The organism is Streptomyces sp. NPDC093089, assembly GCF_044754405.1.
Taxonomy (GTDB): domain Bacteria; phylum Actinomycetota; class Actinomycetes; order Streptomycetales; family Streptomycetaceae; genus Streptomyces.
Genome location: NZ_JBIVPA010000001.1, coordinates 485,771 through 511,320, shown reverse-complemented (window position 1 = coordinate 511,320; position 25,550 = coordinate 485,771). Strand labels below are relative to the sequence as shown.

The window sequence follows — 25,550 nt, the reverse complement described above, 5'->3', positions numbered from 1 at the left end:
CCGCCCCGACGCGCCTCAGGCCGAGGACGCCGGGGCCAGTTCGGCCAGGAAGTCGTGGCGGATGCGCTCCGACGGGACCCCCGCCCCGCGCAGCGCGTCCACGCCCTGCCGGACCATGCCCAGCGGGCCCGAGAGGTAGGCGTCGCGTTCGTTCCAGGGGCCGTAGCGGCACACGGCCTCCGGAAGCCGCCCCTGCTCCTCGGTGACCGTGTGGACGGAGAGCCAGGGGAAGGTCTTCTGCAGCCGCAGCATCGTGTCGATGTCGTAGAGGTCGTGGCCGTGGCGCGCCCCGTAGAAGACGTCGACCGGACGCCGGTCCCCGTGCTCGGCCACGTCCTCGACCAAGGCCTTGATCGGCGCTATCCCGGTACCACCGCCGAGGCAGAGCAGACCCGTGTCCGTGGCGTGGTCGACGGTCATCGAGCCGGCCGGCGGACCGAGGCGCAGCACGTCCCCGGGGCGGGCCCGGTGGACCAGCGCGTTGGACACCCAGCCGGCCGGGACCGCCTTCACGTGGAGGGACAGCAGCCCGTCGGGCCGCGGTGCCGAGGCGAAGGAGTAGTGCCGCCAGATCCGGGGCCACCAGGGGGTCTCGAGCGTCGTGTACTGCCCCGCGAGGAACGGGTACGGCTGGTCGGGCCGGAGCGTGACGACGGCGACGTCCGGGGTACGCAGATCGTGGGAGACCACCTCGGCGTACCACCAGGCCGGCGCGGTCTGCTCATCGTCCGCCGCCGCGTCGATCATGATCTGGGAGATCGTCGTGTACGTACGGACCCAGGCCGCCTCGGTCTCCTCGTTCCAGCTCTCCGACGCGTACCGGACGAGCGCGCCGATGAGCGCCTCGCCGACGGCCGGGTAGTGGTCCGCCCGGGTCCCGTACTTGCGGTGTCCCCGACCCAGGTTCTGGAGGTACGCGGTGAGCACCGGCACGTCGTCCATGTGCTCGGCCGCGGTCAGGAGCGCCTTCAGGAGCCGGTCCCGCTGGGTGTCCATGGCCGCGGGGAACATCTCGCGCAGTTCGGGGTTCCGGACGAACAGCAGGGCGTAGAAGTACGAGGTCACCTTGTCGGCGATGGGTGCGATCTCCGCCAGCGTGCGGCGGACGAGCAGTGCGTCGGCGGAGCCTCTCCCCGGTATCGGAGGTTCGTTGCCCTCCGTCCCCGGTTCCGCCGCGGTCTCGTACACCACCCCGGGCTCGATTCGGTCCGCGTGCTCTGCGGCCGTCGTGCTGGTCGGAGCATCCATCATGTGCCTCGCCCTCGCGCTGACCGGCTTCGTGCTCGCAGCATGACCCCTCGCTTCGCCGCCTCGGACAGAAAGCGGAGTTCTCGGGCCATAGAGCCGGGTTTCTGGCTAAGCTGCGCTGTTTCGGACGAGGGCGTAGGCCTCGCGCAGGTCCCCGCCGGTGTAGCTGTGGCGGGACAGCCCGGCGAGATGGTGGTCCGCGTTCACGGCCACGGTGTCCGGCACGAGCGCGAACAGCTCGGCGTCGGACATCGAGTCCCCGTACGCGATGCAGTCCGCCGGGTCCATGCCGTACCCCGCGCAGAGCTCCCGTGCGATCCGCACCTTCGCCGCGGCGTTGAGGATGCCCGGCCGGTGGATCGGTTCGCGGAACGGGACGGACGGCCAGGCCGAACCGTGCACCGTGTCGACCCCCCACTCCAGCAGGTGCCGGACGAAGAAGTCGGGCGAGAGCGAGATGACGGCACAGCGGTCACCCCGGGCCCGGATGTCCGCCCAGACCTCGCGGATCCCCGCCAGCCACGGAGCCCCCTCGAACGCCGCCACGACCTGCTCCGGGAGGAGCTCGGCCCACAGATCCCGTGCCCGCACGGCGAACTCGTCCGGTGTCAGGCCCTCGAGGAAGCCCCGCTCCAGTGCCCCGATCTCCTCGACGAGACCCAACTGCCGGGAGATCTCGACCGCGGCGGCCGACCCGCGGATCAGAGTGCCGTCGAGGTCGAAGAGGTGCAGGCGCCGTGTGGAGGGTTTCACGTGAAACATCGTCCGACGTGCCACGGGGCGGAGGCAACGCCTCCTCGGATGATCGGCCGGATCCGTAAACCAGTGGACGGACGATCCCCGGTTCGGACAGCCTGAAAGACATGCCGACCTCCCCCACGCCCCTGGCACAGCTTCCTGTCCGACGCCTCACCTCGGACGACCTCCTCGCCTGCGCCGACCTCTCCGAGAACCGGGGATGGCCTCGCGAGGAACACAAGTGGGGATTCCTGCTCACCGCGGGCACCGGGTACGGCATCGACGACCCCTCCGGCACGGGGCTGCTCGCCGGCTGCGTGGTCACGTCGTACGGCCCCGGGCTGGCCGCGATCGGGATGGTGCTCGTCGCCGAGCGGTACGCACGCCAGGGTGTGGGGCGCCGACTCATGCGGCACGTCCTGGCGGAGGCCGGCGACACCGCGCTCACCCTGCACGCCACCCCCAACGGGCAGCCCCTGTACGAGGAGCTCGGGTTCGCGGAGACCAGCCGGGCGGAGATGGTGCGCGGGCGCTTCACGTTCACCACGCCCGCCCCCGCCGTTCCGGTCCGGCCGGCGACGGCGGATGACCTTCAGGCGATCCTGCGTCTCGACCGCGAGGTCTTCGGCCTGGACCGCACGCACGTCCTCACCAGGCTCCCCTCGTTCGCGGACCACCTCCGGGTAGCCGAGGAGGACGGCGAGATCACCGGCTTCGCGGCGGCCTGGCCCAACATGGACACCCATGTCGTCGGCCCTCTGGTCGCGAGGGACACGGACACGGCGCAGGCTCTGATCGCCTCGCTGGCCGCGGCCACGGACCGGCCCCTGCGGACGGACATCGACGTGCGCCACACGACCCTGCTGCGCTGGGTGAAGGAGAACGGCATCGACCCCGTCGCCTCCAACTCGGTGATGATCAGGTCCCTGCCCGACCTCCCCGGCGACTGGCGACGCCGCTTCGCGCCCCTGACGGTCGCGGCCGGGTAACCCGGCGGGCCCGATCGCCACCGTCGGACCCGGACAGGTTTACTTGCACACGCGCATTATTGCGTCGCATCGTCTACCCTGGTCGAGAGCCGCTCCGCCGACCAGGAGAGACCGAGGAGAGACCATGACCGCCACGGACCCCGCGCTCTCCCAGCGCTGGTGCGCCCTCTCCCTGCTGCACGGCCGGATCGAGACCCACATCGAGCGCGCACTGGAGTCCGGGCACGGTCTGAGCGTGCGGGAGTACTCGCTCCTCGACGTCCTCAGTCGTCAGCACAGCGGCCCGGGCGGCCACCTCCAGATGAAGCAGGTGGCCGACGCCGTCGTGCTCAGCCAGAGCGCCACGACCCGGCTCGTCACCCGGCTCGAGGACCGCGGCCTGCTCACCCGGTACCTCTGCGCCACCGACCGCCGCGGCATCTACACCGATGTCACCGAGGCCGGCCAGAAGCTTCTCGAAGAGGCCCGCCCGACCAACGACAGCGCCCTTCGCGAGGCCCTCGACGAGGCCGCGAAGAACCCCGAGCTCGCCCCGCTGGTCCAGGTCGTGGAGGGCGTGACCGTTCCCGCCTGAACCGGGGGAGCCTGACGGCCGGGAGTACGCTGCCAGGCATGAGCGATCTTGAGATACGCCCCGCCACCGCAGACGACCTCCCGGCCATCGTCGCCATGCTCGCCGACGATCCCCTGGGCGCGCAGCGGGAGTCCCCCAACGACCTCACCCCGTACCTCACGGCCTTCGAGCGCCTGGCGAACGACCCTCACCAGCACGTCGTCGTGGCCGTCCGCGGCCAGAAGGTCGTCGGAACGCTCCAGCTCACGGTGATCCCGGGGCTCTCCCGCCGGGGCACCACCCGCTCGATCATCGAGGGCGTCCGCATCCATGCCGACGAGCGCGGCAGCGGCCTCGGCACGCAGCTCATCGAGTGGGCCGTCGAGGAGTCCGGTCGCCAGGACTGCCGGCTGGTCCAGCTGACCTCCGATGTCACCAGGACCGACGCCCACCGCTTCTACGAGCGGCTCGGCTTCGAGGCCTCCCACGTGGGCTTCAAGAAGAGTCTCTGAGGTCGGCACACGTGAAACGGCGTGCCGGGAGGCTGCCGGCACGCCGTTTCACGTGAAACATCCCAGGTAGGAGCTCAGAGCCCGCGCCAGCCCGCCTCATCGAAGCCACCCGGCACAGCGTCCTCCGGCGCGTACGGCTCCCGCGTGAAGACGAACGACCCGAGGTCGAGGTGGCTCACCGTGCCGTCGTCGCGCCGCACCGCCCGGAGCGTCTCCCCCTCGTAGTAGCCGTTCAGCCCGACCCAGCCGCCCTCGGGCAGCGCCCGGAAGCGGGCCCGCCGACCGGGGCCCCGCAGCGGTTCGAGCACCACGCTCCGCTCGGGACCGAGCCGGAGCCCGTAGGAGTACGTCCCCCAGTACCAGGGCCCCGTGAGCGACAGGAGCTCCTCGTCGACCTCGGCCTCCGGCAGGGGGCGCCACGGCTGCGGGAGCCTCGGCTCGGCGTCCGCCACGATCCGGACGAGATCGGCGGCCACGGCGCCGATCGCCACTCCCGAGGTGGCGTTGGAGAGGGCGACCCCCGCCAGCCCGTCCTCCACACTCACCCAGAGACAGGCGACGAAGCCCGGGAGCGACCCGGTGTGGCCGATGAGAGTCCGGCCGTCCCTGCTGATCAGCTGGAGTCCGAGCCCGTAGCTCCCCTCCCAGTCGCCCTCCCCTGCCGCGGCCGCGGGCGCCCGCATCTCCGCCACGGTGGCCGCAGCGAGCACCCGCTCGTCGCCCGCCGCGAGGAACGCGGCGAACCGGGCGAGGTCGGCGGCGGTCGACCAGAGCTGACCGGCCGGCGCCATGATCCCCAGGTGCTCTGACGGCTCGGGCAGCATCACGTCAGCCCAGGGGTGCACCGCCCAGCCGCCCGCGTGCGGGGCAACGGGGTCGACCGTCGTCCGGTCCATCCCCAGCGGCTCCAGGATCTCGCGCCGCAGCGCCTCCTCCCAGGGCACGCCCCGCACGGCCTCGACCAGCGAACCGAGCAATGTGTAACCGGGGTTGGAGTAGTGGTGGCGGCGCCCCGGGGCCCGAACGAAGGGCTCCTCCCCCAGCACGTCGGAGAGCTCCGGGCGCAGCTCTGCGGACGACCGCTCCCACCACGCACCGGGCGTCTCGGCAGCGAGACCGCTGCTGTGGCCGAGGAGTTGAGCGATCGTCACCTCGCCGACCCCGGTTCCCTTCAGGTGCCGCTCCAGCGGATCGTCGAGCCCGAGGAGCCCTTCGTCCCGAAGCCGTAGTACCAGGACGGCGGTGAACACCTTGGTGATCGAGCCGATCCTGAACTGCGTGTCGGCGTCCGGCGCGTGTCCGTCCACGCAACTGCGCGCACCGCTCCAGACCAGCGCCCCCTCGCGGACCACCGCCCCCACGAGGGACGGCGCCCGCCCCTCGGCCTGGGCCACCGCGACGCGGTGCAGCAGAGCACGCTCGGTACCGGGCAACAAAGCTTCGAAAGATGTCGTCACGGAACGATCCAACACCCTGTCACATACGAAGCTTCCCCGGGAGGGTGCTCGGATCAGGTCTGTGCCATGTCGACGAAGCGCGAGTAGTGGCCCTGGAAGGCCACGGTGATCGTGGCCGTCGGACCGTTACGGTGCTTGCCCACGATGATGTCCGCCTCGCCTGCGCGCGGGGACTCCTTCTCGTAGGCGTCCTCGCGGTGCAGCAGGATCACCATGTCGGCGTCCTGCTCGATCGAGCCGGACTCACGCAGGTCGGAGACCATGGGCTTCTTGTCGGTGCGCTGCTCCGGGCCACGGTTCAGCTGGGAGAGCGCGATGACCGGGAGCTCCAGCTCCTTGGCGAGGAGCTTGAGGTTTCGCGACATGTCGGAGACTTCCTGCTGACGGCTCTCCTGCCGCTTCGAGCCGCCCGACTGCATGAGCTGCAGGTAGTCGATGATGACGAGCTTGAGGCCGTTGCGCTGCTTGAGCCGGCGGCACTTGGCCCGGATCTCCATCATCGACAGGTTCGGAGAGTCGTCGATGTACAGCGGGGCCTGGGAGACGTCCGGCATGCGGCGGGCGAGACGCGTCCAGTCCTCGTCGGTCATCGTGCCGGAGCGCATGTGGTGGAGCGCGACCCGGGCCTCGGCCGAGAGGAGACGCATCGCGATCTCGTTCCGGCCCATTTCGAGGGAGAAGATGACGCTGGGCAGGTTGTGCTTGATGGACGCCGCCCGGGCGAAGTCCAGGGCGAGGGTCGACTTACCCATGGCGGGTCGGGCCGCGATGATGATCATCTGGCCGGGGTGCAGGCCGTTGGTGAGGGAGTCGAGGTCAGTGAAGCCGGTGGGCACACCGGTCATCTCGCCGCTGCGGGAGCCGATCGCCTCGATCTCGTCGAGGGCCCCCTCCATGATGTCGCCGAGCGGCAGGTAGTCCTCGGTGGTGCGCTGCTCGGTGACCGCGTAGATCTCGGCCTGTGCCGAGTTCACGATCTCGTCGACGTCGCCGTCGGCCGCGTAGCCCATCTGCGTGATCTTGGTGCCGGCCTCCACTAGGCGGCGCAGGACGGCGCGCTCGTGGACGATCTCCGCGTAGTACGAGGCGTTGGCCGCGGTCGGTACCGACTGGACCAGGGTGTGGAGGTAGGAGGCGCCGCCGACCCGGGTGATCTCGCCGCGCTTGGTGAGCTCGGCGCCGACCGTGATCGGGTCGGCCGGCTCGCCCTTGGCGTAGAGGTCGAGGATCGCCGCGTAGACGGTCTCGTGGGCGGGCTTGTAGAAGTCGTTGCCCTTGATGATCTCCACGACGTCCGCGATGGCGTCCTTGGAGAGCAGCATGCCGCCGAGGACGGACTGCTCGGCGTCGAGGTCCTGCGGGGGCACGCGCTCGAAGCCGGAGAGTCCGCCGTCCCACGGGCCGTCGTTGCCCCGCTCGTGCTGGTCGTCACGGCCGCGGCCTCGGCCGCGCCCCTCACCGCGGGTACGGGTGGGCAGCCGGTCACTCGGTCCGCTGTCGGCCCAAGGGTCGTCCATGGGCTCGGTGACGCTCACCAAGCACCTCCTCCCGTCCGCTCCGCGGACCTCGCCCTGCCACTCTTTCTTACGCCACGGGCTTGATCAACGAGTGGCTTTGCGACCGCTTCTGACGCGTCGGGCGCCGCACCACGGTAGGCCCGCCGGGGGCGTCAGCCAATCTGGTTATCCACAGGCCCTGGGGATGAAGGCCCAGATGCTGTGGAGAACTCCCCGGAACCTGTGCACGGACCGGGGGACAGTCATGTGGACAAACTCATAGCCTCCTTGAATTTACCTATCTGACCTGCGGTTTCTCCATCCACGGGCTGTGGGGGAGAAAAAGTTCTCCCCCTGGATCAAGATCAGAACAAACGGCCCACACCCGAAGCCCCACACCCTCGGAAAGTAAGGAGTGCAAAGGCATTGCATCGCTTACCTGTGGAAGATTAGATTGACCCCATGACCCAGGCCCCCGTGACCTCCAAGGCCGTCCGTCGACAGCACGACCGCGAGATCGTCTCCCTGGCCCTGCCGGCCTTCGGTGCCCTCGTCGCCGAACCACTGTTCCTCATGGTCGACAGCGCCATCGTCGGCCACCTCGGCACCCCCCAACTCGCGGGCCTGGCCATCGCCGCCACCCTGCTCTCCACCGCCGTCAGCGTCTTCGTCTTCCTCGCCTACGCCACCACGGCCGCCGTCTCGCGACGCGTCGGCGCGGGCGACCTCCAGGCCGCCATCCGACAGGGCATGGACGGCATCTGGCTCGCGCTCCTCCTCGGCGCCGCCGTCATCGCCCTGACCCTGCCCACCGCACCCGGGCTCGTCGACGTATTCGGGGCTTCCGACACCGCCGCGACGTACGCCGTCACCTACCTCCGGATCTCCAGCCTCGGAATCCCCGCGATGCTGGTGGTCCTGGCGGCCACCGGTGTCCTGCGCGGCCTCCAGGACACCCGTACACCGCTCTACGTGGCCATCGGGGGCTTCGCGACCAACGCCGCACTCAACGTCGGGCTCGTCTACGGCGCCGATCTGGGCATCGCCGGCTCCGCCTGGGGCACGGTCATCGCCCAGTACGGCATGGCCGCCGTCTACCTCTTCGTGGTCGTTCGGGGCGCACGGCGCCATGGGGCCTCCCTCCGCCCCGACGCGGCCGGCATCCGCGCCTCCGCACAGGCCGGCGCCCCCCTGCTCGTCCGTACGCTCTCGCTGCGCGCGGTCCTGATGATCGCCACGGCCGTCGCGGCCCGGCTGGGTGACGCCGAGGTCGCGGCCCATCAGATCATCCTGTCCCTGTGGAACCTCATGGCCTTCGCCCTCGACGCGATCGCCATCGCCGGCCAGGCCATCATCGGCCGCTGTCTCGGCGCGGACGACGCCCACGGCGCCCGGCAGGTCTGCCGCCGCATGGTCCAGTGGGGCGTGGTCTCGGGCGTCGTGCTGGGTGCGCTCCTCATCGTGGCCCGGCCCCTGTTCATCCCGCTGTTCACCAGTGACACGACGGTCCAGGACACCCTGCTGCCGGCCTTGCTGGTCGTCGCGGTCTCGCAGCCGATCTCAGGGGTCGTCTTCGTTCTCGACGGCGTGCTGATGGGGGCGGGAGACGGTCCCTACCTCGCCTGGGCCATGCTGCTGACCCTCGCCGTCTTCGCCCCGGTGGCCCTGCTGATCCCGGCGCTCGGCGGAGGCCTGACCGCCCTCTGGTGGGCGATGACGCTGATGATGACGGTACGGATGCTGACCCTGTGGCTGCGCACCCGCTCCGGTCGCTGGATCGTCACGGGCGCCACGCGCTGAACGTTTCACGTGAAACGCCCTGTTTCACGTGAAACAGCGGAAGGGCCGCACCCCGAGGGGTGCGGCCCTTCCTCACTGCTGAGCGCAGACTGCCAAGGGCAGCGTTACGCGGCGACGACCTCGACGCCGAGCTTCGCGGCAACCTCGGGGTGCAGACGCACGGACACCTGGTGCGAGCCCAGGGTCTTGATCGGCGAACCGAGCTCGACGCGACGCTTGTCGACGTCGGGGCCACCCGCGGTCTTGATCGCCGAGGCGATGTCGGCCGGGGTCACGGAGCCGAAGAGACGGCCGGCGTCGCCGGAGCGAACGGCCAAGCGCACCTTCGTGCCCTCGAGCTGGGCCTTGATCTCGTTGGCCTGCTCGATGGTCGCGATCTCGTGGATCTTGCGGGCGCGGCGGATCTGCGCCACGTCCTTCTCGCCACCCTTGGTCCAGCGGATCGCGAAACCACGCGGGACCAGGTAGTTGCGAGCGTAGCCGTCCTTGACGTCGACAACGTCGCCAGCGGCACCGAGGCCGGAGACCTCGTGGGTGAGGATGATCTTCATTTTTCGGTCACCCTTCCCTTATCGCGCGGTGGACGTGTAGGGCAGCAGCGCCATCTCACGGCTGTTCTTCACGGCCGTGGCGACGTCACGCTGGTGCTGCGTGCAGTTGCCGGTAACGCGGCGGGCACGGATCTTGCCGCGGTCGGAAATGAACTTCCGCAGCATGTTCGTGTCCTTGTAGTCCACGTACGCGGTCTTGTCCTTGCAGAAAGCGCAGACCTTCTTCTTAGGCTTGCGCACAGGCGGCTTCGCCATGGTGTTTCTCCTGTGTGATCAAGAAGTGGGAGTACGAGCTGCTTCCAGGCGAGGCCTAGAAGGGGGGCTCGTCCGAGTAGCCGCCGCCGGAGTTTCCACCCCAGCCGCCTCCGCCGCCCTGCTGGCCGCCGCCGCCGGAGGGAGCACCACCGCCGGTCGCCCACGGGTCGTCGGCGGGAGCACCGCCACCACCCTGCTGGGAACCGCCGGAGTTTCCACCCCAGCCGCCACCGCCGCCGGCCTGCTGGCCGCCGCCGTATCCACCCTGGCCACCGCGACCGGTGGTCTTGGTGACCTTGGCCGTGGCGTTCTTGAGGCTGGGGCCGACTTCCTCGACGTCCAGCTCGTAGACCGTGCGCTTGACGCCCTCACGGTCCTCGTAGGACCGCTGCTTCAGCCGGCCCTGCACGACGACGCGCATGCCTCGCTGGAGCGACTCGGCGACGTTCTCCGCCGCCTGACGCCAGACCGAGCAGGTCAGGAACAGGCTCTCGCCGTCCTTCCACTCATTGGTCTGACGGTCGAAGGTGCGGGGGGTGGACGCGATACGGAACTTCGCGACCGCCGCACCGGACGGGGTGAAGCGCAGCTCGGGGTCGTCGACAAGATTGCCGACGACCGTGATGACGGTCTCGCCTGCCATGGGGGAACCTCTCGGCGGGTTTGCTTCTGGCTGCTTTGTTGCTACTCGAACCCGATGACCTCTGAGCTAGAAGCTCAGTGGGTCTCGGGACGGAGGACCTTGGTCCGGAGGACCGACTCGTTCAGGTTCATCTGGCGGTCGAGCTCCTTGACGACCGCAGGCTCGGCCTGCAGGTCGATGACCGAGTAGATGCCCTCGGGCTTCTTCTTGATCTCGTACGAGAGACGACGACGGCCCCAGGTGTCGACCTTCTCGACCTTTCCGTTCGCCTCACGGACGACGGAGAGGAAGTTCTCGATCAGGGGGGCGACAGCGCGCTCCTCCAGATCGGGGTCGAGGATGACCATCACCTCGTAGTGACGCATGTGGAACCCACCTCCTTTGGACTCAGCGGCCACGGTCGTTCCGTGGCAGGAGGGTCGTGATGCGTGAGCGACGGTATCCACCACCACTGACAATCCCCTCGGTGAACGAGGGGGCCGTCGGGGATCCCGGAGGGACCTGGGCAGACACCGGCGCAGCTGTACAGAGTACCCGCACATCGGCCTGCGGTTGAAATTCACCGGTGAGGGGACGCAATCTGTACACAACGGATGTCGGCGGCGCCATAAGGCGCCGCCCTCGCGCAGCAACGCCAGGAGGTGCCCCATGGCACAGGCAATGCGACCCGACCCCGGCCACTCCCTCTTCGCGACCGACGGCAAGCCCCACCCGCTCCAGGACGCCCTGGTCGGCGTGACGCTCGTCCTGGGCGTCATCGCCTTCGTCACCGCGATGTTCGACAACCTGCACCTGCTGAGCTCCTGGTCGGGCCTGATCGGCATCCTGACCGGTGCCTACGGACAGTTCATCTCCGCGACGACCCGCGAGCGCTTCCTGCTGGTCCTCGGACTCGGCGCCTCGGCGTTCGGCTTCTATCTCGGCATGGCGCACGGCGGCCTCTTCGGCGGCGTCATCAGCTGAGTCCGGCGGCACGTCAGGGCACACGCACCCATTCGGGGCGCTCCCCGGTCACAGTAGGCTTCGGCGCGAGAGCCGGAGCCCCTGACCGATGGGGACACACCTGCCGAGGAGCGCCCCGCATGAGCCTGACCCTGAGGACCATCAGCCGTGAGCAGCATCTGGCATTCATCCAGAGCCAGCCCGCGGCGAGCCACTGCCAGGTCCCGGCGTGGGCTGATGTGAAGACCGAGTGGCGCTCGGAGAACCTCGGCTGGTTCGACAAGTCCGGCGAGCTCGTCGGCGCCGGCCTGGTGCTCTACCGCCAGCTCCCGAAGATCAAGCGGTACCTCGCCTACCTGCCTGAGGGCCCGGTCATCAACTGGCACGCGCCGAACCTCGACGACTGGCTGCAGCCGATGCTGGCGCACCTCAAGCACCAGGGCGCCTTCTCCGTGAAGATGGGCCCCCCGGTCGTCATCCGGCGCTGGGACTCGGCCGCGATCAAGGCCGGCATCCAGGACCCGGACGTGAAGCGCCTCAAGGACGTCGAGGCCACCCACATCGAGCCGCGCGCCTTCGAGGTCGCGGACCGGCTGCGGAAGATGGGCTGGCAGCAGGCCGAGGACGGCGGCGCCGGCTTCGGCGACGTGCAGCCCCGCTACGTCTTCCAGGTCCCGCTCGCGAACCGCTCGCTCGACGACGTCCTCAAGGGCTTCAACCAGCTATGGCGCCGCAACATCAAGAAGGCCGAGAAGGCCGGCGTCGAGGTCGTCCAGGGCGGCTACGAAGACCTGGCCGAGTGGCAGCGCCTGTACGAGATCACGGCGATCCGCGACCACTTCCGGCCGCGCCCGCTCTCGTACTTCCAGCGCATGTGGACCGTCCTCAACAGCGAGGACCCCAACCGCATGCGGCTCTACTTCGCCCGCCACAACGGCGTGAACCTCTCCGCCGCGACCATGCTCGTCGTCGGCGGCCACGTCTGGTACTCGTACGGCGCCTCCGACAACATCGGCCGTGAGGTCCGGCCCTCGAACGCGATGCAGTGGCGGATGCTGCGCGACGCCTACGCGATGGGCGCGACCGTCTACGACCTGCGGGGCATCTCGGACTCGCTCGACGAGACCGACCACCTCTTCGGACTCATCCAGTTCAAGGTCGGCACCGGCGGCGAGGCCGTCGAGTACGTCGGCGAGTGGGACTTCCCGCTGAACAAGCTGCTCCACAAGGCGCTCGACATCTACATGTCGCGCCGCTGACCGTTCCGTAGGCTTTCGTAGTCTCGTACACATCTTTGATACACCGCTGCCACCAGAAAGGTTCCGGGCCGGCCATGGCGCTCTCCCTCTACGTCGACACCGCTCGCTGGCGCGCGCACCAGAAGAGCGTGATCGACCAGTTCCCCGGTCTCATCCCGGTCTGCAAGGGCAACGGGTACGGCTTCGGACACGAGCGCCTCGCGGACGAGGCGGCCCGGTTCGGCTCCGACATGCTGGCTGTGGGCACCACCTACGAGGCCGCGAAGATCAAGGACTGGTTCGGCGGCGACCTGCTGGTCCTCACCCCCTTCCGCCGGGGTGAGGAACCGGTTCCGCTGCCCGACCGCGTGATCCGCTCCGTGTCGTCCGTGGACGGCGTCCGCGCCCTGGTGGGCGCCCGGGTCGTGATCGAGTGCATGAGCTCGATGAAGCGGCACGGCGTCCACGAGGAGGAGCTGCAGCAGCTCCACTCGGCCATCGAGGACGTACGCCTCGAAGGGTTCGCCCTCCACCTCCCGCTGGACCGCCCGGACGGCACGGACGCGGTCGAGGAGGTCATCGCCTGGATGGACCGCCTGCGGGCCGCCCGGCTGCCCCTGCACACCATGTTCGTGAGCCACCTGCGGGCCGAGGAGCAGGCGCGGCTCCAGCAGCAGTTCCCGCAGACCCGCTTCCGCGCCCGGATCGGCACCCGGCTGTGGCTGGGCGACCACGAGGCCACGGAGTACCGGGGCGCGGTCCTCGACGTGACCCGGGTGGCCAAGGGCGACCGGTTCGGCTACCGCCAGCAGAAGGCCGCTTCGGACGGCTGGCTGGTCGTCGTCGCCGGCGGCACCTCCCACGGCGTGGGCCTCGAGGCCCCCAAGGCGATGCACGGCGTCATGCCGCGTGCCAAGGGCGTCGCCCGGGCCGGCCTCGCCACCGTCAACCGCAACCTGTCGCCCTTCGTCTGGGCCGGGAAGCAGCGCTGGTTCGCCGAGCCGCCGCACATGCAGGTGTCGATCCTGTTCGTGCCCTCCGACGCCGAGGAGCCGCGGGTCGGCGACGAGCTCGTGGCCCATCTGCGCCACACGACGACGCAGTTCGACCGGCTCGTCGAGCGCTGAGCCGGCCGGAACATGACTCACCCCCCGGGAGCCCTGCTCCCGGGGGGTGAGTCATGTGGCTACTCGGGGGCGCCCCAAGGATCGCGCGGGTCGTCCGAGGTGCCCCACCGCACCCGTCGGCCCTCCTCCGCGCCGGGAGCGGCGTGCCGGGCCGGATGCGCGGCCCTGCCCGCCACGAGGACGTCCTCGGCCCCGTCCAGGACGCCTCCCGAGGGGTCGTCGGAGCCGTCCTGCCGCACCGGGTCCTTCTCGGGCGCCAGGATGTCGCGTACGACCATCACGCACAGGTACAGGGTGCCGAGCAGGTGCAGGACGATCGCGAACTGGTAGCCGTCCACCGGCAGGCCCTGCTTGTTGCCGCTGCTGGTGAACGCCAGGTACATCCAGATGCCGAGGAAGTACATGACCTCGCACGCCTGCCAGACCAGGAAGTCGCGCCAGCGGGGTCGGGCGAGCACCGCCAGCGGCACCAGCCACAGCACGTACTGCGGCGAGTAGACCTTGTTGACCAGGACGAACGCGGCGACGATCAGGAAGGCCAGCTGGGCGAACCGGGGCCGGCGAGGTGCCGTGAACGCCAGGTAGGCGAGTCCCGCCGCGGCCAGCGCCATCAGCACCAGCGCGTACAGGTTGGCCCGCTCCGGCGTGATCGACGTCCCCGTCCGCTGGCTGATCAGCAGCCAGACCGATCCGAAGTCGACGTTCCGGTCCCGGCTGAACAGGTAGAACTGCTTCCAGCCCTCGGGGGCGAGCAGCATCACGGGCAGGTTCACGACCAGCCACGCGCCGCACCCGCCCAGCACCGCGGTCCCGTACTCCCGCCACTTCCCGGCCCGCGCGCAGAGCAGCAGCAGGGGCAGGAGGAGCAGTATCGGGTAGAACTTGGCGGCGGTGGCCAGGCCGAGCAGGATGCCGAAGGCCAGCGGCCGCCCGCGCGACCACATCATGACGGCGGCGGCGGTCAGCGCGACGGCCAGTATGTCCCAGTTGATCGTGGCGGTGAGCGCGATCGACGGGGCCAGGGCCACCAGCAGCCCGTCCCAGGGTCGCAGGCGGTGCGTCCGCGTCACGCAGACCGCGAGGACGGCCGCACAGGCCATCAGCAGGCCCGCGTTGGCCAGCCAGTACGCCCGCTCGTTCTCGGCCCCGCTGCCGCCGCCCGGCGTCAGCCAGGCGGCGACCTCCATGAACAGGCCCGTGAGGACCGGGTACTCCAGGAACGGTATGTCGCCGCTCAGCCGGTCGAAGTAGGGCACCAGGCCGTCCGCGAAGCCCCGCCCGGCGAAGAGGTGCGGGATGTCGGAGTAGCAGGCGTGGGTGTACTGGGAGGTCGTCCCCCGGAACCAGGCCCAGTTGTAGCAGGGCAGCTTCTGCACCATGCCGAGGGCGAACATGCCGATGGCCACGAGGGCGATCACCCGCACGGGAGTGAGCTGCCCGGCACCGGGCAGCGCCCGGCGCCCGTAGGGGCCGCCGATCAGTTCGCTGCCCGCGGCGGCCACCTTGTCCCGGTGGGTGGGGATGACCGTCCGCGAGCGGCCCTGGGGCCGGTCCTGCGGCGCGCTCGTCTTCTGGAGGCTCGGCATGGGGGACATCCTGCCGTACCGTCCCGGTGAAAACGGCGAGGGCCGCCGCGGCCGCTCCGTACGGAAGGTACGAAGCGGACGCGGCGGCCCTCAGGGAACTACCCGCGCGACCGGGTCAGGGACTCCAGGACCCGCCGCCTGGTCTGCCGTTCCCGCCGCCGCTCTCCTCCGTCGCCGTACCAGTGGGCGTCGGTGATTCCGAGCCGGGCGCCGTCGTCGTGGGTCCTCCGGTGTTCCCACCCGGGTTCCCCGGGTAGTTGCACTCGATGTCCCAGACGTCACACGTCGTCTTGCCCGGCTTCGGCGTCCTGGTCGTCGGGGGAGTCGTGGTGGCGGTGGCCGGCGGCGTCGTGGACGGCGTCGCGGACTCGGTGGGCGTCTCCGTGGCCGTCGGCGTCGGCGTCGGGCTGGTGGCGCCACCGCCGAACACGGGCTCGGCGTTCTCGATGTCCATCGGCTCGGGGAACTTCACCAGCGGCATGTCCTTGACCACGTCCGACATGTAGTCCTGCCAGATCCGCGACGGGAACGACGAACCGTGGATCTTCGGCTGGGCACCGGTGCCGTACATGTCCTCGAACTTGCGGTTCTTCTTGGTGTCGTCGTCGTCGTAGCGGTACATGTCGATCGCCGTCGACAGCTGCGCGGTGTATCCGACGAACCAGGCCGACATGTTGGCGTCGGTGGTGCCGGTCTTGCCCGCCACGTCGCGGCCCGGGATGCGGGCCTTCGTGCCGGTGCCCTTCAGCACGACGTCGCGGAGCACGTCGGTGACCTGGCTGGCGATGGCCTCGCTGAAGGGCTGCTTGGGCGCCGCCTTGTGCTGCTTGATCACGACGCCCCCCTTCTTGACGGTCTCGACCGAGTAGGGGTCGTTCTGCTTGCCCCCGTTGGCGAAGGTCGAGTAGGCACCCGCCATGCGGATGGCACTCGGGCTGGAGATGCCGAGGGAGAACGACGGCACCTCGCCCTGGACGAGCGAGCTCTTCAGGAGTCCGGCCTCCTCCGCGGACTGGCGGACCTTGTCGATGCCGATGTCCATGCCGAGCTGCACGTAGGGCGAGTTGGCGGAGTGGACCATGGCCTCACGAAGCGAGATCGCGCCGTAGCTGGCGTCCTCGTCGTTGACCTGCTGCCACTCCTTGCCCTCCTCGTTGACCCAGATGTCGCCGTTGTACTTCCGGACCGTCAGCTTGTTCTTGCCGTTGTAGCGGCTCTTGTCCGGGTCCAGGATCTTGCGGCTGGACTCGTCCTGGACCGGGCCCAGCTTGGGGTCGCGGACGCCGTACTTCATCGCGGCGGCGAGCACGAAGGGCTTGAACGTCGAGCCGACCATGGCACCGGTGGCGTCGGCGTTGTTGCTGAAGTGCTTGGTGGCGTCGGCGCCGCCGTAGAGGGCGACGATCTTCCCGGTGGCCGTGTCGACGGAGGCACCGCCGAACTGGACGTGCGTGTCGTCGTCCGGGCGCTTCTTGGGGTCGATGTGGTTGTCGAGGATCTTCTTGACGGACTTCTCGAGCTTGTCCACCTTCTGCTTCTCGAAGGTGGTGTAGATCTCGTAGCCGCCGCGCTCCAGATCCTGGACGCTGATGCCGAACTGGGTCTTGATGTTGGCGTTGGCGGTCCTGACCAGGTAGCCGATCTGGCCGCTCAGGTTGGCGCTCTGGCCGGGCTTCTTCACCTTGGGGAACGCGCTGTACTTCGCCCGCTCCTCGGCCGGGAGGTGCCCGTCCTTCTGCATCTCGTCGAGGATCCACCCCCACCGCTTGGTGGCCCGGGCGGTGTTCTTCTCGGCCGTGGCCTCCGAGTCGATCTCGGGGTAGCCGGCCGGGTCGTAGTACGTCGCGCCCTTCAGCACCGCGGCGAGCAGCGCGCACTCACTGGGGTTGAGGTTCTTGGCGTCCTTGTTGAAGTACGCGCGGGCCGCGGCCTGGATGCCGTAGGCACCGCGTCCGTAGTACGAGGTGTTCAGGTAGCCGGCCATGATGGCGGGCTTCTTCACCTCGTTGCCCACCTTCATGGAGATGAAGAGTTCCTTCACCTTCCGGGTGAGCGTCTGCGACTGGTCGTCGAGGCGGTTGTTCTTCACGTACTGCTGGGTGATGGTCGACCCACCCTGGGTCTCACCGCCCTTGGCCATGTTCCACACGGCGCGGGCGATGCCCATCGGGTCGACACCGGAGTCTTCCCAGAACGTCTTGTTCTCGGCGGAGATGACGGCGTTCTGCATGGCCGTCGGGATCTGCTCGATCGGCACGATCTGACGGTTGGTGCCACTGCCCGTCGCGACCATGCGGGACTTGTCGGCCCAGTAGTAGATGTTGTTCTGCGAGGTCGCGGTCTCGGCCTCGTTCGGGATCTCGACCCGCGAGTACGCGAACGCCGCGGCGCCCATCACGCTCGCCGCGAAGAACAGGAACGTGCCCGTCACGAGCTTCCACGAGGGCATCCAGCGACGCCAGCCGTACTTGCCGTACCGCGGATAGTCGATGATCCGCTTCTTGCCCGGCGGGCGACCGCCGGGGCCCCGCCCCGGACCGCCACCGCGTCCCCCGCCACCGCCGCCGCCTCCGCGTCGGCCTCCACCGGGGCCGCCCGGGCTCCCGGGACCGTTGTCCGCGCCCTTGCGGCGACTGCCGCGCTGGGCGGCTCTGCGGGCCTCCGCGCGGCCGCCGTAAGCGCGCTCCTCTCCGTGAGAGGAAGGCGGCCCGTACGAGGCCGACGGGGCCCTCGTACCGACGTCATGGGCCGGTGCCGACCCGCGGCCCACCGGCTGCTGGGCAGCGCGCCGTGCCGCCGCGCGCCCACCCGTCGGCGGCTGCTGCGGCGGCATTTTGCGACGATGCTCGCTCATCGAACGACTACTCCTCGGGCAGGCGCGTACGCCTGGAAGCGGCAGTTGAGTTCCGGTCCCCCCGAAATGTGCACGCACGGCACCTCATCGGAGGCCCATCCGTACCGCAGCCGGTCACCCGCAGCACTGACGCCCCACGGCGTCGCTTGGTTCCCGGTGGTCTGCATGCCGCACAGACTACGCACGGCCAAAACCCGCGGAGAGCCGGACTTCCACCCAAATCAGGCAAGTCGATCGCTGTGAATTGATGATGTGACGCCGGTCACGGCGGTCCCACTTGTCGAGACCGGTAGGCCGTTCTATCGTGCTGATGTATCGAGTCGATACATCAGCGCGGCATAAAGGCCGGGGAAGCGGAGGAGGCGACGGATGAGCAGGCGCTCGGGCATCCTCGAGTTCGCCGTTCTCGGCCTGCTCCGCGAGGCCCCCATGCACGGGTACGAGCTGCGGAAGCGCCTCAACACCTCGCTGGGCGTCTTCCGGGCCTTCAGCTACGGGACGCTGTACCCCTGCCTCAAGACGCTGGTCGCCAACGGCTGGTTGATCGAGGAGCCGGGCAGCGCTCCGGAGGAGGCCCTGGCCGCGTCACTCGCAGGACGCCGGGCCAAGATCGTCTACCGGTTGACGCCCGCCGGTAAGGAGCACTTCGAGGAGCTCCTCTCCCACACGGGCCCGGATGCCTGGGAGGACGAGCACTTCGCCGCCCGCTTCGCCTTCTTCGGTCAGACCGAACGCGAGGTGCGGATGCGGGTCCTCGAAGGCCGCCGCAGCCGGCTGGAGGAGCGCCTCGAGAAGATGCGCGCCTCCCTGGCCCGGACCCGCGAGCGCCTCGACGACTACACGCTTGAGCTGCAGCGCCACGGCATGGAATCCGTGGAGCGCGAAGTGCGCTGGCTGAACGAGCTCATCGAGAGCGAGCGGGCAGGGCGGGATCAGCGATCCGGCTCCGACGCCCCCGCTCTGCACGACAACGATTCTGGAGAAACGGGCGGCCTGCCCCGGCACGGGGGCAGTACCCGGCCGGATCCGTCCGATGACACCGCCAAGTGAAACCCTGCGCACAGCAGGGCTTCCACGATCACACAGGGAGCAACCGGAATGGGTTCGGTTCGCGTAGCCATCGTCGGCGTGGGCAACTGCGCCGCCTCGCTGGTGCAGGGCGTCGAGTACTACAAGGACGCCGACCCGGCGACCAAGGTGCCCGGCCTGATGCACGTCCAGTTCGGCGACTACCACGTCGGTGACGTCGAGTTCGTCGCCGCCTTCGACGTCGACGCGAAGAAGGTCGGCCTCGACCTCTCCGACGCCATCGGCGCCAGCGAGAACAACACCATCAAGATCTGCGACGTCCCGAACGCGGGCGTCACGGTTCAGCGTGGCCACACCCTCGACGGCCTGGGCAAGTACTACCGCCAGACCATCGAGGAGTCCGCCGAGGCCCCGGTCGACGTCGTCCAGATCCTGAAGGACCGCCAGGTCGACGTCCTCGTCTGCTACCTGCCCGTCGGCTCCGAGGCCGCTGCGAAGTTCTACGCGCAGTGCGCCATCGACGCCAAGGTCGCCTTCGTCAACGCCCTCCCGGTCTTCATCGCCGGCACCAAGGAGTGGGCCGACAAGTTCACCGAGGCCGGTGTCCCGATCGTCGGCGACGACATCAAGTCCCAGGTCGGCGCCACCATCACGCACCGCGTCATGGCGAAGCTCTTCGAGGACCGCGGTGTCCGCCTCGAGCGCACCATGCAGCTGAACGTCGGCGGCAACATGGACTTCAAGAACATGCTCGAGCGCGAGCGCCTGGAGTCCAAGAAGATCTCGAAGACGCAGGCCGTCACCTCGCAGATCCCCGACCGCGAGCTGGGCGAGAAGAACGTCCACATCGGTCCGTCGGACTACGTGGCCTGGCTGGACGACCGCAAGTGGGCGTACGTGCGCCTCGAGGGCCGTGCCTTCGGTGACGTTCCGCTGAACCTGGAGTACAAGCTCGAGGTGTGGGACTCCCCGAACTCCGCGGGTGTCATCATCGACGCCCTGCGCGCCGCGAAGATCGCCAAGGACCGCGGCATCGGCGGCCCGATCCTCTCCGCGTCCTCGTACTTCATGAAGTCCCCGCCGGTGCAGTACTTCGACGACGAGGCCCTGGCCAACGTCGAGAAGTTCATCAAGGGTGAGGTCGAGCGCTAAAGCGCCGCACGCTTGTCGATCGAGGGTCCCCGAGGCACTGCCCGGGGGCCCTCTTCGTATGTGAGTCTTGCTGCCATGCCCGTCGTACGTGATCTGCGCGTACTCCTGCGCCTGACGAACTTCCGCCGCCTGCTCGCCGTACGGCTGCTCTCCCAGTGCGCCGACGGTGTCTACCAGGTGGCCCTGGCCACGTACGTCGTCTTCTCCCCCGAGAAGCAGACCTCCCCCGCCGCCATCGCCTCGGCCATGGCGGTACTCCTGCTCCCGTACTCGCTCGTCGGCCCCTTCGCCGGCGTCCTCCTCGACCGCTGGCAGCGACGCCAGGTCTTCCTGTACGGCAACCTCCTGCGCGCCCTGCTCGCCTGCGGGACCGCGGTGCTCGTCCTCGCCTCGGTGCCCGACTGGCTCTTCTACGCCTCCGCCCTCTCCGTCACGGCGGTCAACCGCTTCGTCCTCGCGGGGCTTTCGGCCTCGCTCCCCAGGGTCGTCGACGACGAGCGGCTGGTCGTGGCGAACTCACTCTCCCCGACCGCGGGAACCCTCGCCGCGACGCTGGGAGGCGGCCTCGCGTTCGGCGTCCGGCTGCTCGCCGACAACTCCGACGCGGTCGTCGTGGCCGTCGGCGCCCTGCTCTACCTCTGCTCCGCCCTCGCCTCCCTGCGGATGCCCCGAGAGCTCCTGGGGCCGGACCCCGACCTGGCCCCTCAACGACTCGGCTCGGCACTGGCCTCGACGGCCCGCGCGCTGGTCGGGGGGCTCCGCCACCTCGCCGAGCGCCGACCCGCCGCCCGGGCCCTCATCGCCGTGGGCCTCATGCGCTTCTGTTACGGCGCCCTGCTCGTCACCGTGCTCATGCTCAGCCGCTACGCCTGGAGCTCCACGGACACCGAGGGCCTCGGCCTCCTCGGGCTCGCCGTCGCCGCTTCGGGCGCGGGATTCTTCGCGGCCGCCCTGCTCTCCCCCTGGGGGGTGGGGCGGCTCGGCCCCTTCGGTTGGATGACCGTGTGCGCGGCGGTCGCCGCCGTCGTGGAGCCGGCGCTCGGCCTGACCTTCGCTCCGGTCCCCTTCCTCATCGCCGCCTTCGTCATCGGCCTGATCACCCAGGGCGTCAAGATCGCGACGGACACGGTGGTGCAGACCGCCGTCGACGACGCCTACCGGGGACGGGTCTTCTCCCTCTACGACGTGCTGTTCAACGTCGCCTTCGTGGGCGCGGCCGGCGTCGCCGCGCTGATGCTGCCGCCCGACGGGCGGTCCTCGTTCCTGGTGGTGCTGGTGGCCTTGATCTACGCGGCCATCGCGCTGGCCCTGCGGGGGGAGCGCACGAAGGGGTGATGTTTCACGTGAAACACCACCCCTTCTCACAGGGAGCGCCTCGCTGTTTCACGTGAAACAACGGACCGCCCCCGATGCACGGCTCAGCTCTGCGCCGCCCACCACTCCTTGAGTGCGGCGACGGCTTCGTCGTGCCCCATCGGCCCGTTCTCCAGACGGAGCTCCAGCAGGAACTTGTACGCCTGACCGATGGCCGGACCGGGCCCGATGCCGAGGATCTCCTGGATCTGGTTGCCGTCGAGGTCGGGGCGGATCGCGTCGAGCTCCTCCTGCTCCTGGAGCTGGGCGATGCGGTCCTCCAGGCCGTCGTAGGCACGGGAGAGGGCGGTGGCCTTGCGCTTGTTCCGGGTCGTGCAGTCCGAGCGGGTCAGCTTGTGCAGCCGCGAGAGCATCGGACCGGCGTCGCGGACGTAGCGGCGCACGGCGGAGTCGGTCCACTCGCCGGTCCCGTAGCCGTGGAAGCGCAGGTGCAGCTCCACCAGCCGGGAGACGTCCTTGATCATCTCGTTGGAGTACTTGAGCGCGGTCATGCGCTTCTTGGTCATCTTCGCGCCCACCACTTCGTGGTGGTGGAAGGAGACGCGGCCGTCCTTCTCGAAGCGGCGCGTGCGCGGCTTCCCGATGTCATGGAGCAGAGCGGCGAGCCTGAGCACCAGGTCGGGACCCTCCTCCTCCAGGTCGATCGCCTGGTCGAGCACGGTCAGCGAGTGCTCGTAGACGTCCTTGTGCCGGTGGTGCTCGTCACTCTCCAGCCGCAGCGAGGGCAGCTCGGGCAGTACGTGCTCGGCGAGGCCCGTGTCCACGAGGAGGCCGAGGCCCTTCCGCGGGTGTGCCGAGAGCAGCAGCTTGTTGAGTTCCTCACGGATACGCTCGGCGGAGACGATCTCGATCCGGCCGGACATCTCCGTCATGGCCGTGACCACCTCGGGGGCGACCTCGAAGTCCAGCTGCGCGGCGAAGCGCGCGGCCCGCATCATCCGCAGGGGGTCGTCGGAGAAGGACTCCTCCGGCGTGCTCGGCGTGCGCAGCACCCGGGCGGCGAGGTCCTCCAGGCCGCCGTACGGGTCGATGAACGTCTTCTCGGGCAGGGCCACGGCCATGGCGTTGACGGTGAAGTCACGCCGGACGAGGTCCTGGTCGATCGAGTCGCCGTAGGAGACCTCGGGCTTGCGCGAGGTCCGGTCGTACGCCTCCGAGCGGTACGTGGTGACCTCGATCTGGTAGCCGTCCTTCTGCGAGCCGACCGTCCCGAAGGCGATTCCGACCTCCCACACGGCGTCGGCCCACGGACGGACGATCTTCAGTACGTCCTCGGGGCGGGCGTCGGTGGTGAAGTCCAGGTCGTTGCCGAGCCGGCCGAGCAACGCGTCCCGGACCGAGCCACCGACCAGCGCGAGGCTGAACCCGGCATCCTGGAAACGGCGGGCGAGGTCGTCGGCGACAGGGGACACACGCAGCAGTTCGCTGACCGCGCGGCGTTGCACCTGGCTCAGTTCAGTCGGGGTGTCTTCGTTGGCGTTCGGCACAACAGAAAAGGGTACGTGCCCCGGCTCGCCGCAACGTCCCCGTTTTCCGAGGAGGAAGATCGCCTGGAGCAGTCCCCGGCACTTGCCCCCAGCGTGCCTCGTTACCATGCCTGGACACAGCAACCGGGAACCATCGAAACCACTGGCACCACTGACAACGACGAGGACGGGCGAACGCGTGGCCGAGGCGGCAGACATCCAGGGAACCGGTCCCTCACCTGCCCGCCGATGGCTGCGGCGCACGATCACCGTCGCCTTCGGGGCGCCGCTCCTCGCCGGGCTGCTCCAGGCCCCGGCCGGCGCGTCCCCCGCGCTCGCGGCCGGGGACGGCACCGGATCCAGGACCGTCGATGTGTCGCTCGACACCATGGCCCCGAGCAGCCCCGTCGAAGGGGACACCGTCACGGTCACCGGAACGGTCACCAACCGGGGGAAGAAGACCGTCACCGACGCGACCGTCGACCTGCGCGTCGGGCCGCGGATGACGAGCCGCAGCGAGATCGAGCAGGTGACGGGACGCACCGGCTTCCGGTACGACAGCGACCCCGCTCCCCTGGAGGACGCTCCCACCGTCAAGATCCCCCGGCTCGGCGCCGGTCTCAGCGCGGACTTCTCGCTCTCCGTCCCGGTCTCCGAGCTGGGCCTCGACGAGGCGGGCGTCTACCAGCTGGGCGTCTCCCTCACCGGACACACCTCCGACCAGGGGTCGGACCGGGTGCTCGGCATCGAGCGGACCTTCCTGCCGTACCAGCCCGAAGCCACCAAGAAGAAGACCCAGCTGACCTACCTCTGGCCGCTGATCTCCTCTGCCCACGTCTCGGCGGAGACGGCCACGGACGACCAGCAGACCCCGGTCTTCGAGGACGACGCCCTGGCCGACGAGCTGCGTCCGGGCGGACGCCTGGACGAGATGGTCTCGCTCGGCAAGGACCTCCCCGTCACCTGGGTGCTCGACCCCGACCTGCTGGCCACCGTCGACGCGATGGCGAACGGCTACCGGGTCAAGGACGGCACCCTGCACGTCCCCGGCAAGAACAAGGACGTCGCCGAGCGGTGGCTGAACGCCCTGGAGAAGGCGGTCCGGGGGCGCGAGGTCGTCGCCCTGCCCTTCGCCGACCCCGACCTCGCCTCGCTCGCCCATCACGGCAAGGACGTCCCCGGCTCCCTGGGGCACCTCCAGTCGGCCACCGACCTCGCCGGGACCACGATCGAGACCGTCCTCCATCTGCGGCCGTCCACCGACTTCGCCTGGCCCGTCGACGGCGCCGTCGACCCCTCGATCGTGGCGGTCGCGACCTCGGCCGGCGCGGACAAGGTGATCGCGCGCAGCGACAGCGTCCGCGACGACCTCCCCTACACGCCCACGGCGGCCCGCCCGCTGGGCAACGGCAGCACCACGGCCGTGGTGAGCGACGCCATGCTGTCCACCACCTTCGACGGCGACATGGTCCGCGAGGAGAGCTCCACGCTCGCCGTCCAGGAGTTCCTCGCCCAGTCCCTCGCGATCACCCTGGAGCAGCCGGAGGACCAGCGCAGCGTCGTGGTCGCCCCGCAGCGGATGCCGACCTCCGCCCAGGCCCAGACCATGGCCGAGGCCCTGCGCGGCCTGTCCGCCAAGCGCTGGAGCCAGCCGCTCGACCTCGTCGCCGCCGCGGCGGCCAAGCCCGACCCGGACGCCTCGACCGCGGTGCCCAGCTCCTCCCGGTACCCGAAGAAGCTGCGCGACCGGGAGCTGCCGGTCCAGGCCTTCCGCGACATGAAGACCACCCGCGACGAGCTGGACGACTTCAAGGTCGTCCTGGAGCAGCCCGAGCGCGTCGTGACGCCGTTCGGCAACGCGATCAACCGCGAGATGTCGGTCTCCTGGCGCGGCGAGGTCCGAGCGGCGCTGGTCTACCGCAGCAACGTCCTGGAGTACCTCCAGGGGCTCACCAAGAGCGTCCAGCTGGTCGACAAGTCGGACCTCACGCTCTCCGGCCGCAGCGCGACGATCCCCGTGACCGTCCAGAACAAGCTGCTGCAGGGCGTGGACCACCTGGTGCTGCGCCTCACCTCCGGCAACAAGAACCGGCTGGAGGTGAACGGCGAGGGCTTCGCCGAACTCCCCGTGAAGATCAACGGCGGGCACAGCCAGTCGGTGAAGTTCACGGCCTCCGCGAACGTCAACGGCCAGGTGCCGATGACCGCGCAGCTCTACACCGAGGACGGCACCCCCTACGGGCAGCCGATGACCTTCACCGTGAAGGTCTCCGAGATGACGCCCACGGTGATGCTCGTGATCGCGGGAGGCGTCCTGCTCCTCGTCCTCGCCGGCGTGCGGATGTACACCCAGCGGAAGCGGATCGCGGCACGGAACGCCGAGGCCGAAGCCGCGGAGACCGACGGGCCCGCCGAGGCGGAGACCGGCGGGGACGAACCCTCCGGGGACGAACCCGAGCAGCCGAGTGACCCGACACCGGACACCGCGTCCGAAAGCGGCGGCCCGTCGGGACCGGGTGAGAAGGTGGACCGTTGAGCGA

22 protein-coding genes are annotated in these 25,550 nt (G+C 69.6%); 11 read left to right on the top strand and 11 right to left on the bottom strand.

Annotation, left to right across the window (positions count from 1 at the left end):
• Nucleotides 1-15 precede the first annotated feature (15 nt).
• Entirely contained in the window at nucleotides 16-1,251 is a 1,236-nt protein-coding gene (locus ACIQFX_RS02430) for a globin domain-containing protein (RefSeq protein WP_402458057.1), read from the bottom strand.
• 105 nt (nucleotides 1,252-1,356) lie between these two features.
• Nucleotides 1,357-2,010 carry an HAD family hydrolase gene (locus ACIQFX_RS02425; RefSeq protein ID WP_402458054.1) on the bottom strand — a complete coding sequence of 218 codons (654 nt, stop codon included), beginning with the start codon at nucleotides 2,008-2,010 and terminating at the stop codon, nucleotides 1,357-1,359.
• A gap of 101 nt (nucleotides 2,011-2,111) precedes the next feature.
• Here ACIQFX_RS02425 and ACIQFX_RS02420 point away from each other — a divergent pair, with 101 nt between their 5' ends.
• The 3 genes from ACIQFX_RS02420 (at nucleotide 2,112) to ACIQFX_RS02410 (ending at nucleotide 4,040) form a co-directional block, all read left to right on the top strand.
• Nucleotides 2,112-2,975, top strand: a complete 864-nt coding sequence (locus tag ACIQFX_RS02420) for a GNAT family N-acetyltransferase (RefSeq protein ID WP_402458051.1) — start codon at nucleotides 2,112-2,114, stop codon at nucleotides 2,973-2,975.
• 124 nt (nucleotides 2,976-3,099) lie between these two features.
• On the top strand, nucleotides 3,100-3,549 hold the full coding sequence (locus tag ACIQFX_RS02415; RefSeq protein WP_402458049.1) for a MarR family winged helix-turn-helix transcriptional regulator: 450 nt from the start codon (nucleotides 3,100-3,102) through the stop codon (nucleotides 3,547-3,549).
• 38 nt (nucleotides 3,550-3,587) lie between these two features.
• Nucleotides 3,588-4,040 carry a GNAT family N-acetyltransferase gene (locus ACIQFX_RS02410; RefSeq protein WP_402458046.1) on the top strand — a complete coding sequence of 151 codons (453 nt, stop codon included), beginning with the start codon at nucleotides 3,588-3,590 and terminating at the stop codon, nucleotides 4,038-4,040.
• 74 nt (nucleotides 4,041-4,114) lie between these two features.
• On the opposite strand, the gene ACIQFX_RS02405 is transcribed toward ACIQFX_RS02410, so the two are convergent.
• Entirely contained in the window at nucleotides 4,115-5,497 is a 1,383-nt protein-coding gene (locus ACIQFX_RS02405; protein ID WP_402458043.1) for a serine hydrolase domain-containing protein, read from the bottom strand.
• 53 nt (nucleotides 5,498-5,550) lie between these two features.
• Complete coding sequence (dnaB, locus tag ACIQFX_RS02400) at nucleotides 5,551-7,032, bottom strand: replicative DNA helicase (RefSeq protein ID WP_079039525.1); 1,482 nt, start codon at nucleotides 7,030-7,032, stop codon at nucleotides 5,551-5,553.
• Nucleotides 7,033-7,455: 423 nt separating this feature from the next.
• Here dnaB and ACIQFX_RS02395 point away from each other — a divergent pair, with 423 nt between their 5' ends.
• Nucleotides 7,456-8,793: an MATE family efflux transporter gene (locus tag ACIQFX_RS02395; protein ID WP_402458039.1), complete on the top strand. Its 1,338-nt coding sequence runs from the start codon at nucleotides 7,456-7,458 to the stop codon at nucleotides 8,791-8,793.
• A 104-nt stretch (nucleotides 8,794-8,897) separates the two neighbouring features.
• On the opposite strand, the gene rplI is transcribed toward ACIQFX_RS02395, so the two are convergent.
• From rplI to rpsF, 4 genes are all read right to left on the bottom strand, one after another.
• Nucleotides 8,898-9,344 carry a 50S ribosomal protein L9 gene (gene rplI, locus ACIQFX_RS02390; RefSeq protein WP_053640001.1) on the bottom strand — a complete coding sequence of 149 codons (447 nt, stop codon included), beginning with the start codon at nucleotides 9,342-9,344 and terminating at the stop codon, nucleotides 8,898-8,900.
• 18 nt (nucleotides 9,345-9,362) lie between these two features.
• Nucleotides 9,363-9,599, bottom strand: coding sequence for a 30S ribosomal protein S18 (gene rpsR / locus ACIQFX_RS02385; protein WP_005315025.1), 237 nt, complete (start codon nucleotides 9,597-9,599; stop codon nucleotides 9,363-9,365).
• A gap of 55 nt (nucleotides 9,600-9,654) precedes the next feature.
• Nucleotides 9,655-10,242, bottom strand: a complete 588-nt coding sequence (locus ACIQFX_RS02380) for a single-stranded DNA-binding protein (protein WP_402458035.1) — start codon at nucleotides 10,240-10,242, stop codon at nucleotides 9,655-9,657.
• 74 nt (nucleotides 10,243-10,316) lie between these two features.
• Nucleotides 10,317-10,607: a 30S ribosomal protein S6 gene (gene rpsF, locus ACIQFX_RS02375; RefSeq protein WP_017240415.1), complete on the bottom strand. Its 291-nt coding sequence runs from the start codon at nucleotides 10,605-10,607 to the stop codon at nucleotides 10,317-10,319.
• 283 nt (nucleotides 10,608-10,890) lie between these two features.
• Here rpsF and ACIQFX_RS02370 point away from each other — a divergent pair, with 283 nt between their 5' ends.
• From ACIQFX_RS02370 to ACIQFX_RS02360, 3 genes are all read left to right on the top strand, one after another.
• Nucleotides 10,891-11,205, top strand: coding sequence for a hypothetical protein (locus ACIQFX_RS02370; protein WP_402458032.1), 315 nt, complete (start codon nucleotides 10,891-10,893; stop codon nucleotides 11,203-11,205).
• 119 nt (nucleotides 11,206-11,324) lie between these two features.
• Nucleotides 11,325-12,443, top strand: a complete 1,119-nt coding sequence (locus tag ACIQFX_RS02365) for a lipid II:glycine glycyltransferase FemX (RefSeq protein ID WP_376483761.1) — start codon at nucleotides 11,325-11,327, stop codon at nucleotides 12,441-12,443.
• A 74-nt stretch (nucleotides 12,444-12,517) separates the two neighbouring features.
• Nucleotides 12,518-13,549, top strand: coding sequence for an alanine racemase (locus ACIQFX_RS02360; RefSeq protein WP_402458028.1), 1,032 nt, complete (start codon nucleotides 12,518-12,520; stop codon nucleotides 13,547-13,549).
• Nucleotides 13,550-13,608: 59 nt separating this feature from the next.
• On the opposite strand, the gene ACIQFX_RS02355 is transcribed toward ACIQFX_RS02360, so the two are convergent.
• Together ACIQFX_RS02355 and ACIQFX_RS02350 are read right to left on the bottom strand one after the other, a co-directional pair.
• Entirely contained in the window at nucleotides 13,609-15,135 is a 1,527-nt protein-coding gene (locus ACIQFX_RS02355) for a glycosyltransferase family 87 protein (protein WP_402458025.1), read from the bottom strand.
• A 115-nt stretch (nucleotides 15,136-15,250) separates the two neighbouring features.
• Nucleotides 15,251-17,989 (bottom strand): transglycosylase domain-containing protein, encoded by a 2,739-nt coding sequence (locus tag ACIQFX_RS02350; RefSeq protein ID WP_402458022.1) that lies wholly within the window; start codon nucleotides 17,987-17,989, stop codon nucleotides 15,251-15,253.
• A gap of 369 nt (nucleotides 17,990-18,358) precedes the next feature.
• Between ACIQFX_RS02350 and ACIQFX_RS02345 the strand changes: the two genes are divergently transcribed.
• The 3 genes from ACIQFX_RS02345 to ACIQFX_RS02335 all read left to right on the top strand — a co-directional run bounded on the left by ACIQFX_RS02345 (nucleotide 18,359) and on the right by ACIQFX_RS02335 (nucleotide 21,505).
• Entirely contained in the window at nucleotides 18,359-19,039 is a 681-nt protein-coding gene (locus ACIQFX_RS02345) for a helix-turn-helix transcriptional regulator (RefSeq protein WP_351176439.1), read from the top strand.
• A gap of 48 nt (nucleotides 19,040-19,087) precedes the next feature.
• On the top strand, nucleotides 19,088-20,170 hold the full coding sequence (locus tag ACIQFX_RS02340) for an inositol-3-phosphate synthase (RefSeq protein WP_376483768.1): 1,083 nt from the start codon (nucleotides 19,088-19,090) through the stop codon (nucleotides 20,168-20,170).
• A 75-nt stretch (nucleotides 20,171-20,245) separates the two neighbouring features.
• Nucleotides 20,246-21,505: an MFS transporter gene (locus tag ACIQFX_RS02335; protein WP_402458018.1), complete on the top strand. Its 1,260-nt coding sequence runs from the start codon at nucleotides 20,246-20,248 to the stop codon at nucleotides 21,503-21,505.
• Between the two features lie 83 nt (nucleotides 21,506-21,588).
• On the opposite strand, the gene ACIQFX_RS02330 is transcribed toward ACIQFX_RS02335, so the two are convergent.
• Nucleotides 21,589-23,031 carry a CCA tRNA nucleotidyltransferase gene (locus ACIQFX_RS02330; protein ID WP_402458015.1) on the bottom strand — a complete coding sequence of 481 codons (1,443 nt, stop codon included), beginning with the start codon at nucleotides 23,029-23,031 and terminating at the stop codon, nucleotides 21,589-21,591.
• A gap of 178 nt (nucleotides 23,032-23,209) precedes the next feature.
• On the opposite strand from ACIQFX_RS02330, the gene ACIQFX_RS02325 reads away from it, so the two are divergent.
• The gene (locus ACIQFX_RS02325; RefSeq protein ID WP_402458012.1) at nucleotides 23,210-25,546 is read left to right on the top strand and encodes a DUF6049 family protein; all 2,337 of its coding nucleotides are present in this window, start codon (nucleotides 23,210-23,212) and stop codon (nucleotides 25,544-25,546) included.
• Nucleotides 25,547-25,550: the final 4 nt, after the last annotated feature.

What these genes read in the sequence shown, in the direction of transcription:
- ACIQFX_RS02410 (WP_402458046.1), top strand. Translation starts at nt 3,588, where the DNA reads ATGAGCGATCTTGAGATACGCCCCGCCACCGCAGACGACCTCCCGGCC.
- ACIQFX_RS02370 (WP_402458032.1), top strand. Translation starts at nt 10,891, where the DNA reads ATGGCACAGGCAATGCGACCCGACCCCGGCCACTCCCTCTTCGCGACC.
- ACIQFX_RS02415 (WP_402458049.1), top strand. Translation starts at nt 3,100, where the DNA reads ATGACCGCCACGGACCCCGCGCTCTCCCAGCGCTGGTGCGCCCTCTCC.
- ACIQFX_RS02365 (WP_376483761.1), top strand. Translation starts at nt 11,325, where the DNA reads ATGAGCCTGACCCTGAGGACCATCAGCCGTGAGCAGCATCTGGCATTC.
- ACIQFX_RS02355 (WP_402458025.1), bottom strand. Translation starts at nt 15,135, where the DNA reads ATGCCGAGCCTCCAGAAGACGAGCGCGCCGCAGGACCGGCCCCAGGGC.
- rpsF (WP_017240415.1), bottom strand. Translation starts at nt 10,607, where the DNA reads ATGCGTCACTACGAGGTGATGGTCATCCTCGACCCCGATCTGGAGGAG.
- ACIQFX_RS02380 (WP_402458035.1), bottom strand. Translation starts at nt 10,242, where the DNA reads ATGGCAGGCGAGACCGTCATCACGGTCGTCGGCAATCTTGTCGACGAC.
- ACIQFX_RS02425 (WP_402458054.1), bottom strand. Translation starts at nt 2,010, where the DNA reads ATGTTTCACGTGAAACCCTCCACACGGCGCCTGCACCTCTTCGACCTC.
- ACIQFX_RS02395 (WP_402458039.1), top strand. Translation starts at nt 7,456, where the DNA reads ATGACCCAGGCCCCCGTGACCTCCAAGGCCGTCCGTCGACAGCACGAC.
- ACIQFX_RS02345 (WP_351176439.1), top strand. Translation starts at nt 18,359, where the DNA reads ATGAGCAGGCGCTCGGGCATCCTCGAGTTCGCCGTTCTCGGCCTGCTC.
- ACIQFX_RS02340 (WP_376483768.1), top strand. Translation starts at nt 19,088, where the DNA reads ATGGGTTCGGTTCGCGTAGCCATCGTCGGCGTGGGCAACTGCGCCGCC.
- ACIQFX_RS02335 (WP_402458018.1), top strand. Translation starts at nt 20,246, where the DNA reads ATGCCCGTCGTACGTGATCTGCGCGTACTCCTGCGCCTGACGAACTTC.
- ACIQFX_RS02430 (WP_402458057.1), bottom strand. Translation starts at nt 1,251, where the DNA reads ATGATGGATGCTCCGACCAGCACGACGGCCGCAGAGCACGCGGACCGA.
- ACIQFX_RS02420 (WP_402458051.1), top strand. Translation starts at nt 2,112, where the DNA reads ATGCCGACCTCCCCCACGCCCCTGGCACAGCTTCCTGTCCGACGCCTC.
- ACIQFX_RS02350 (WP_402458022.1), bottom strand. Translation starts at nt 17,989, where the DNA reads ATGAGCGAGCATCGTCGCAAAATGCCGCCGCAGCAGCCGCCGACGGGT.
- rpsR (WP_005315025.1), bottom strand. Translation starts at nt 9,599, where the DNA reads ATGGCGAAGCCGCCTGTGCGCAAGCCTAAGAAGAAGGTCTGCGCTTTC.
- ACIQFX_RS02360 (WP_402458028.1), top strand. Translation starts at nt 12,518, where the DNA reads ATGGCGCTCTCCCTCTACGTCGACACCGCTCGCTGGCGCGCGCACCAG.
- rplI (WP_053640001.1), bottom strand. Translation starts at nt 9,344, where the DNA reads ATGAAGATCATCCTCACCCACGAGGTCTCCGGCCTCGGTGCCGCTGGC.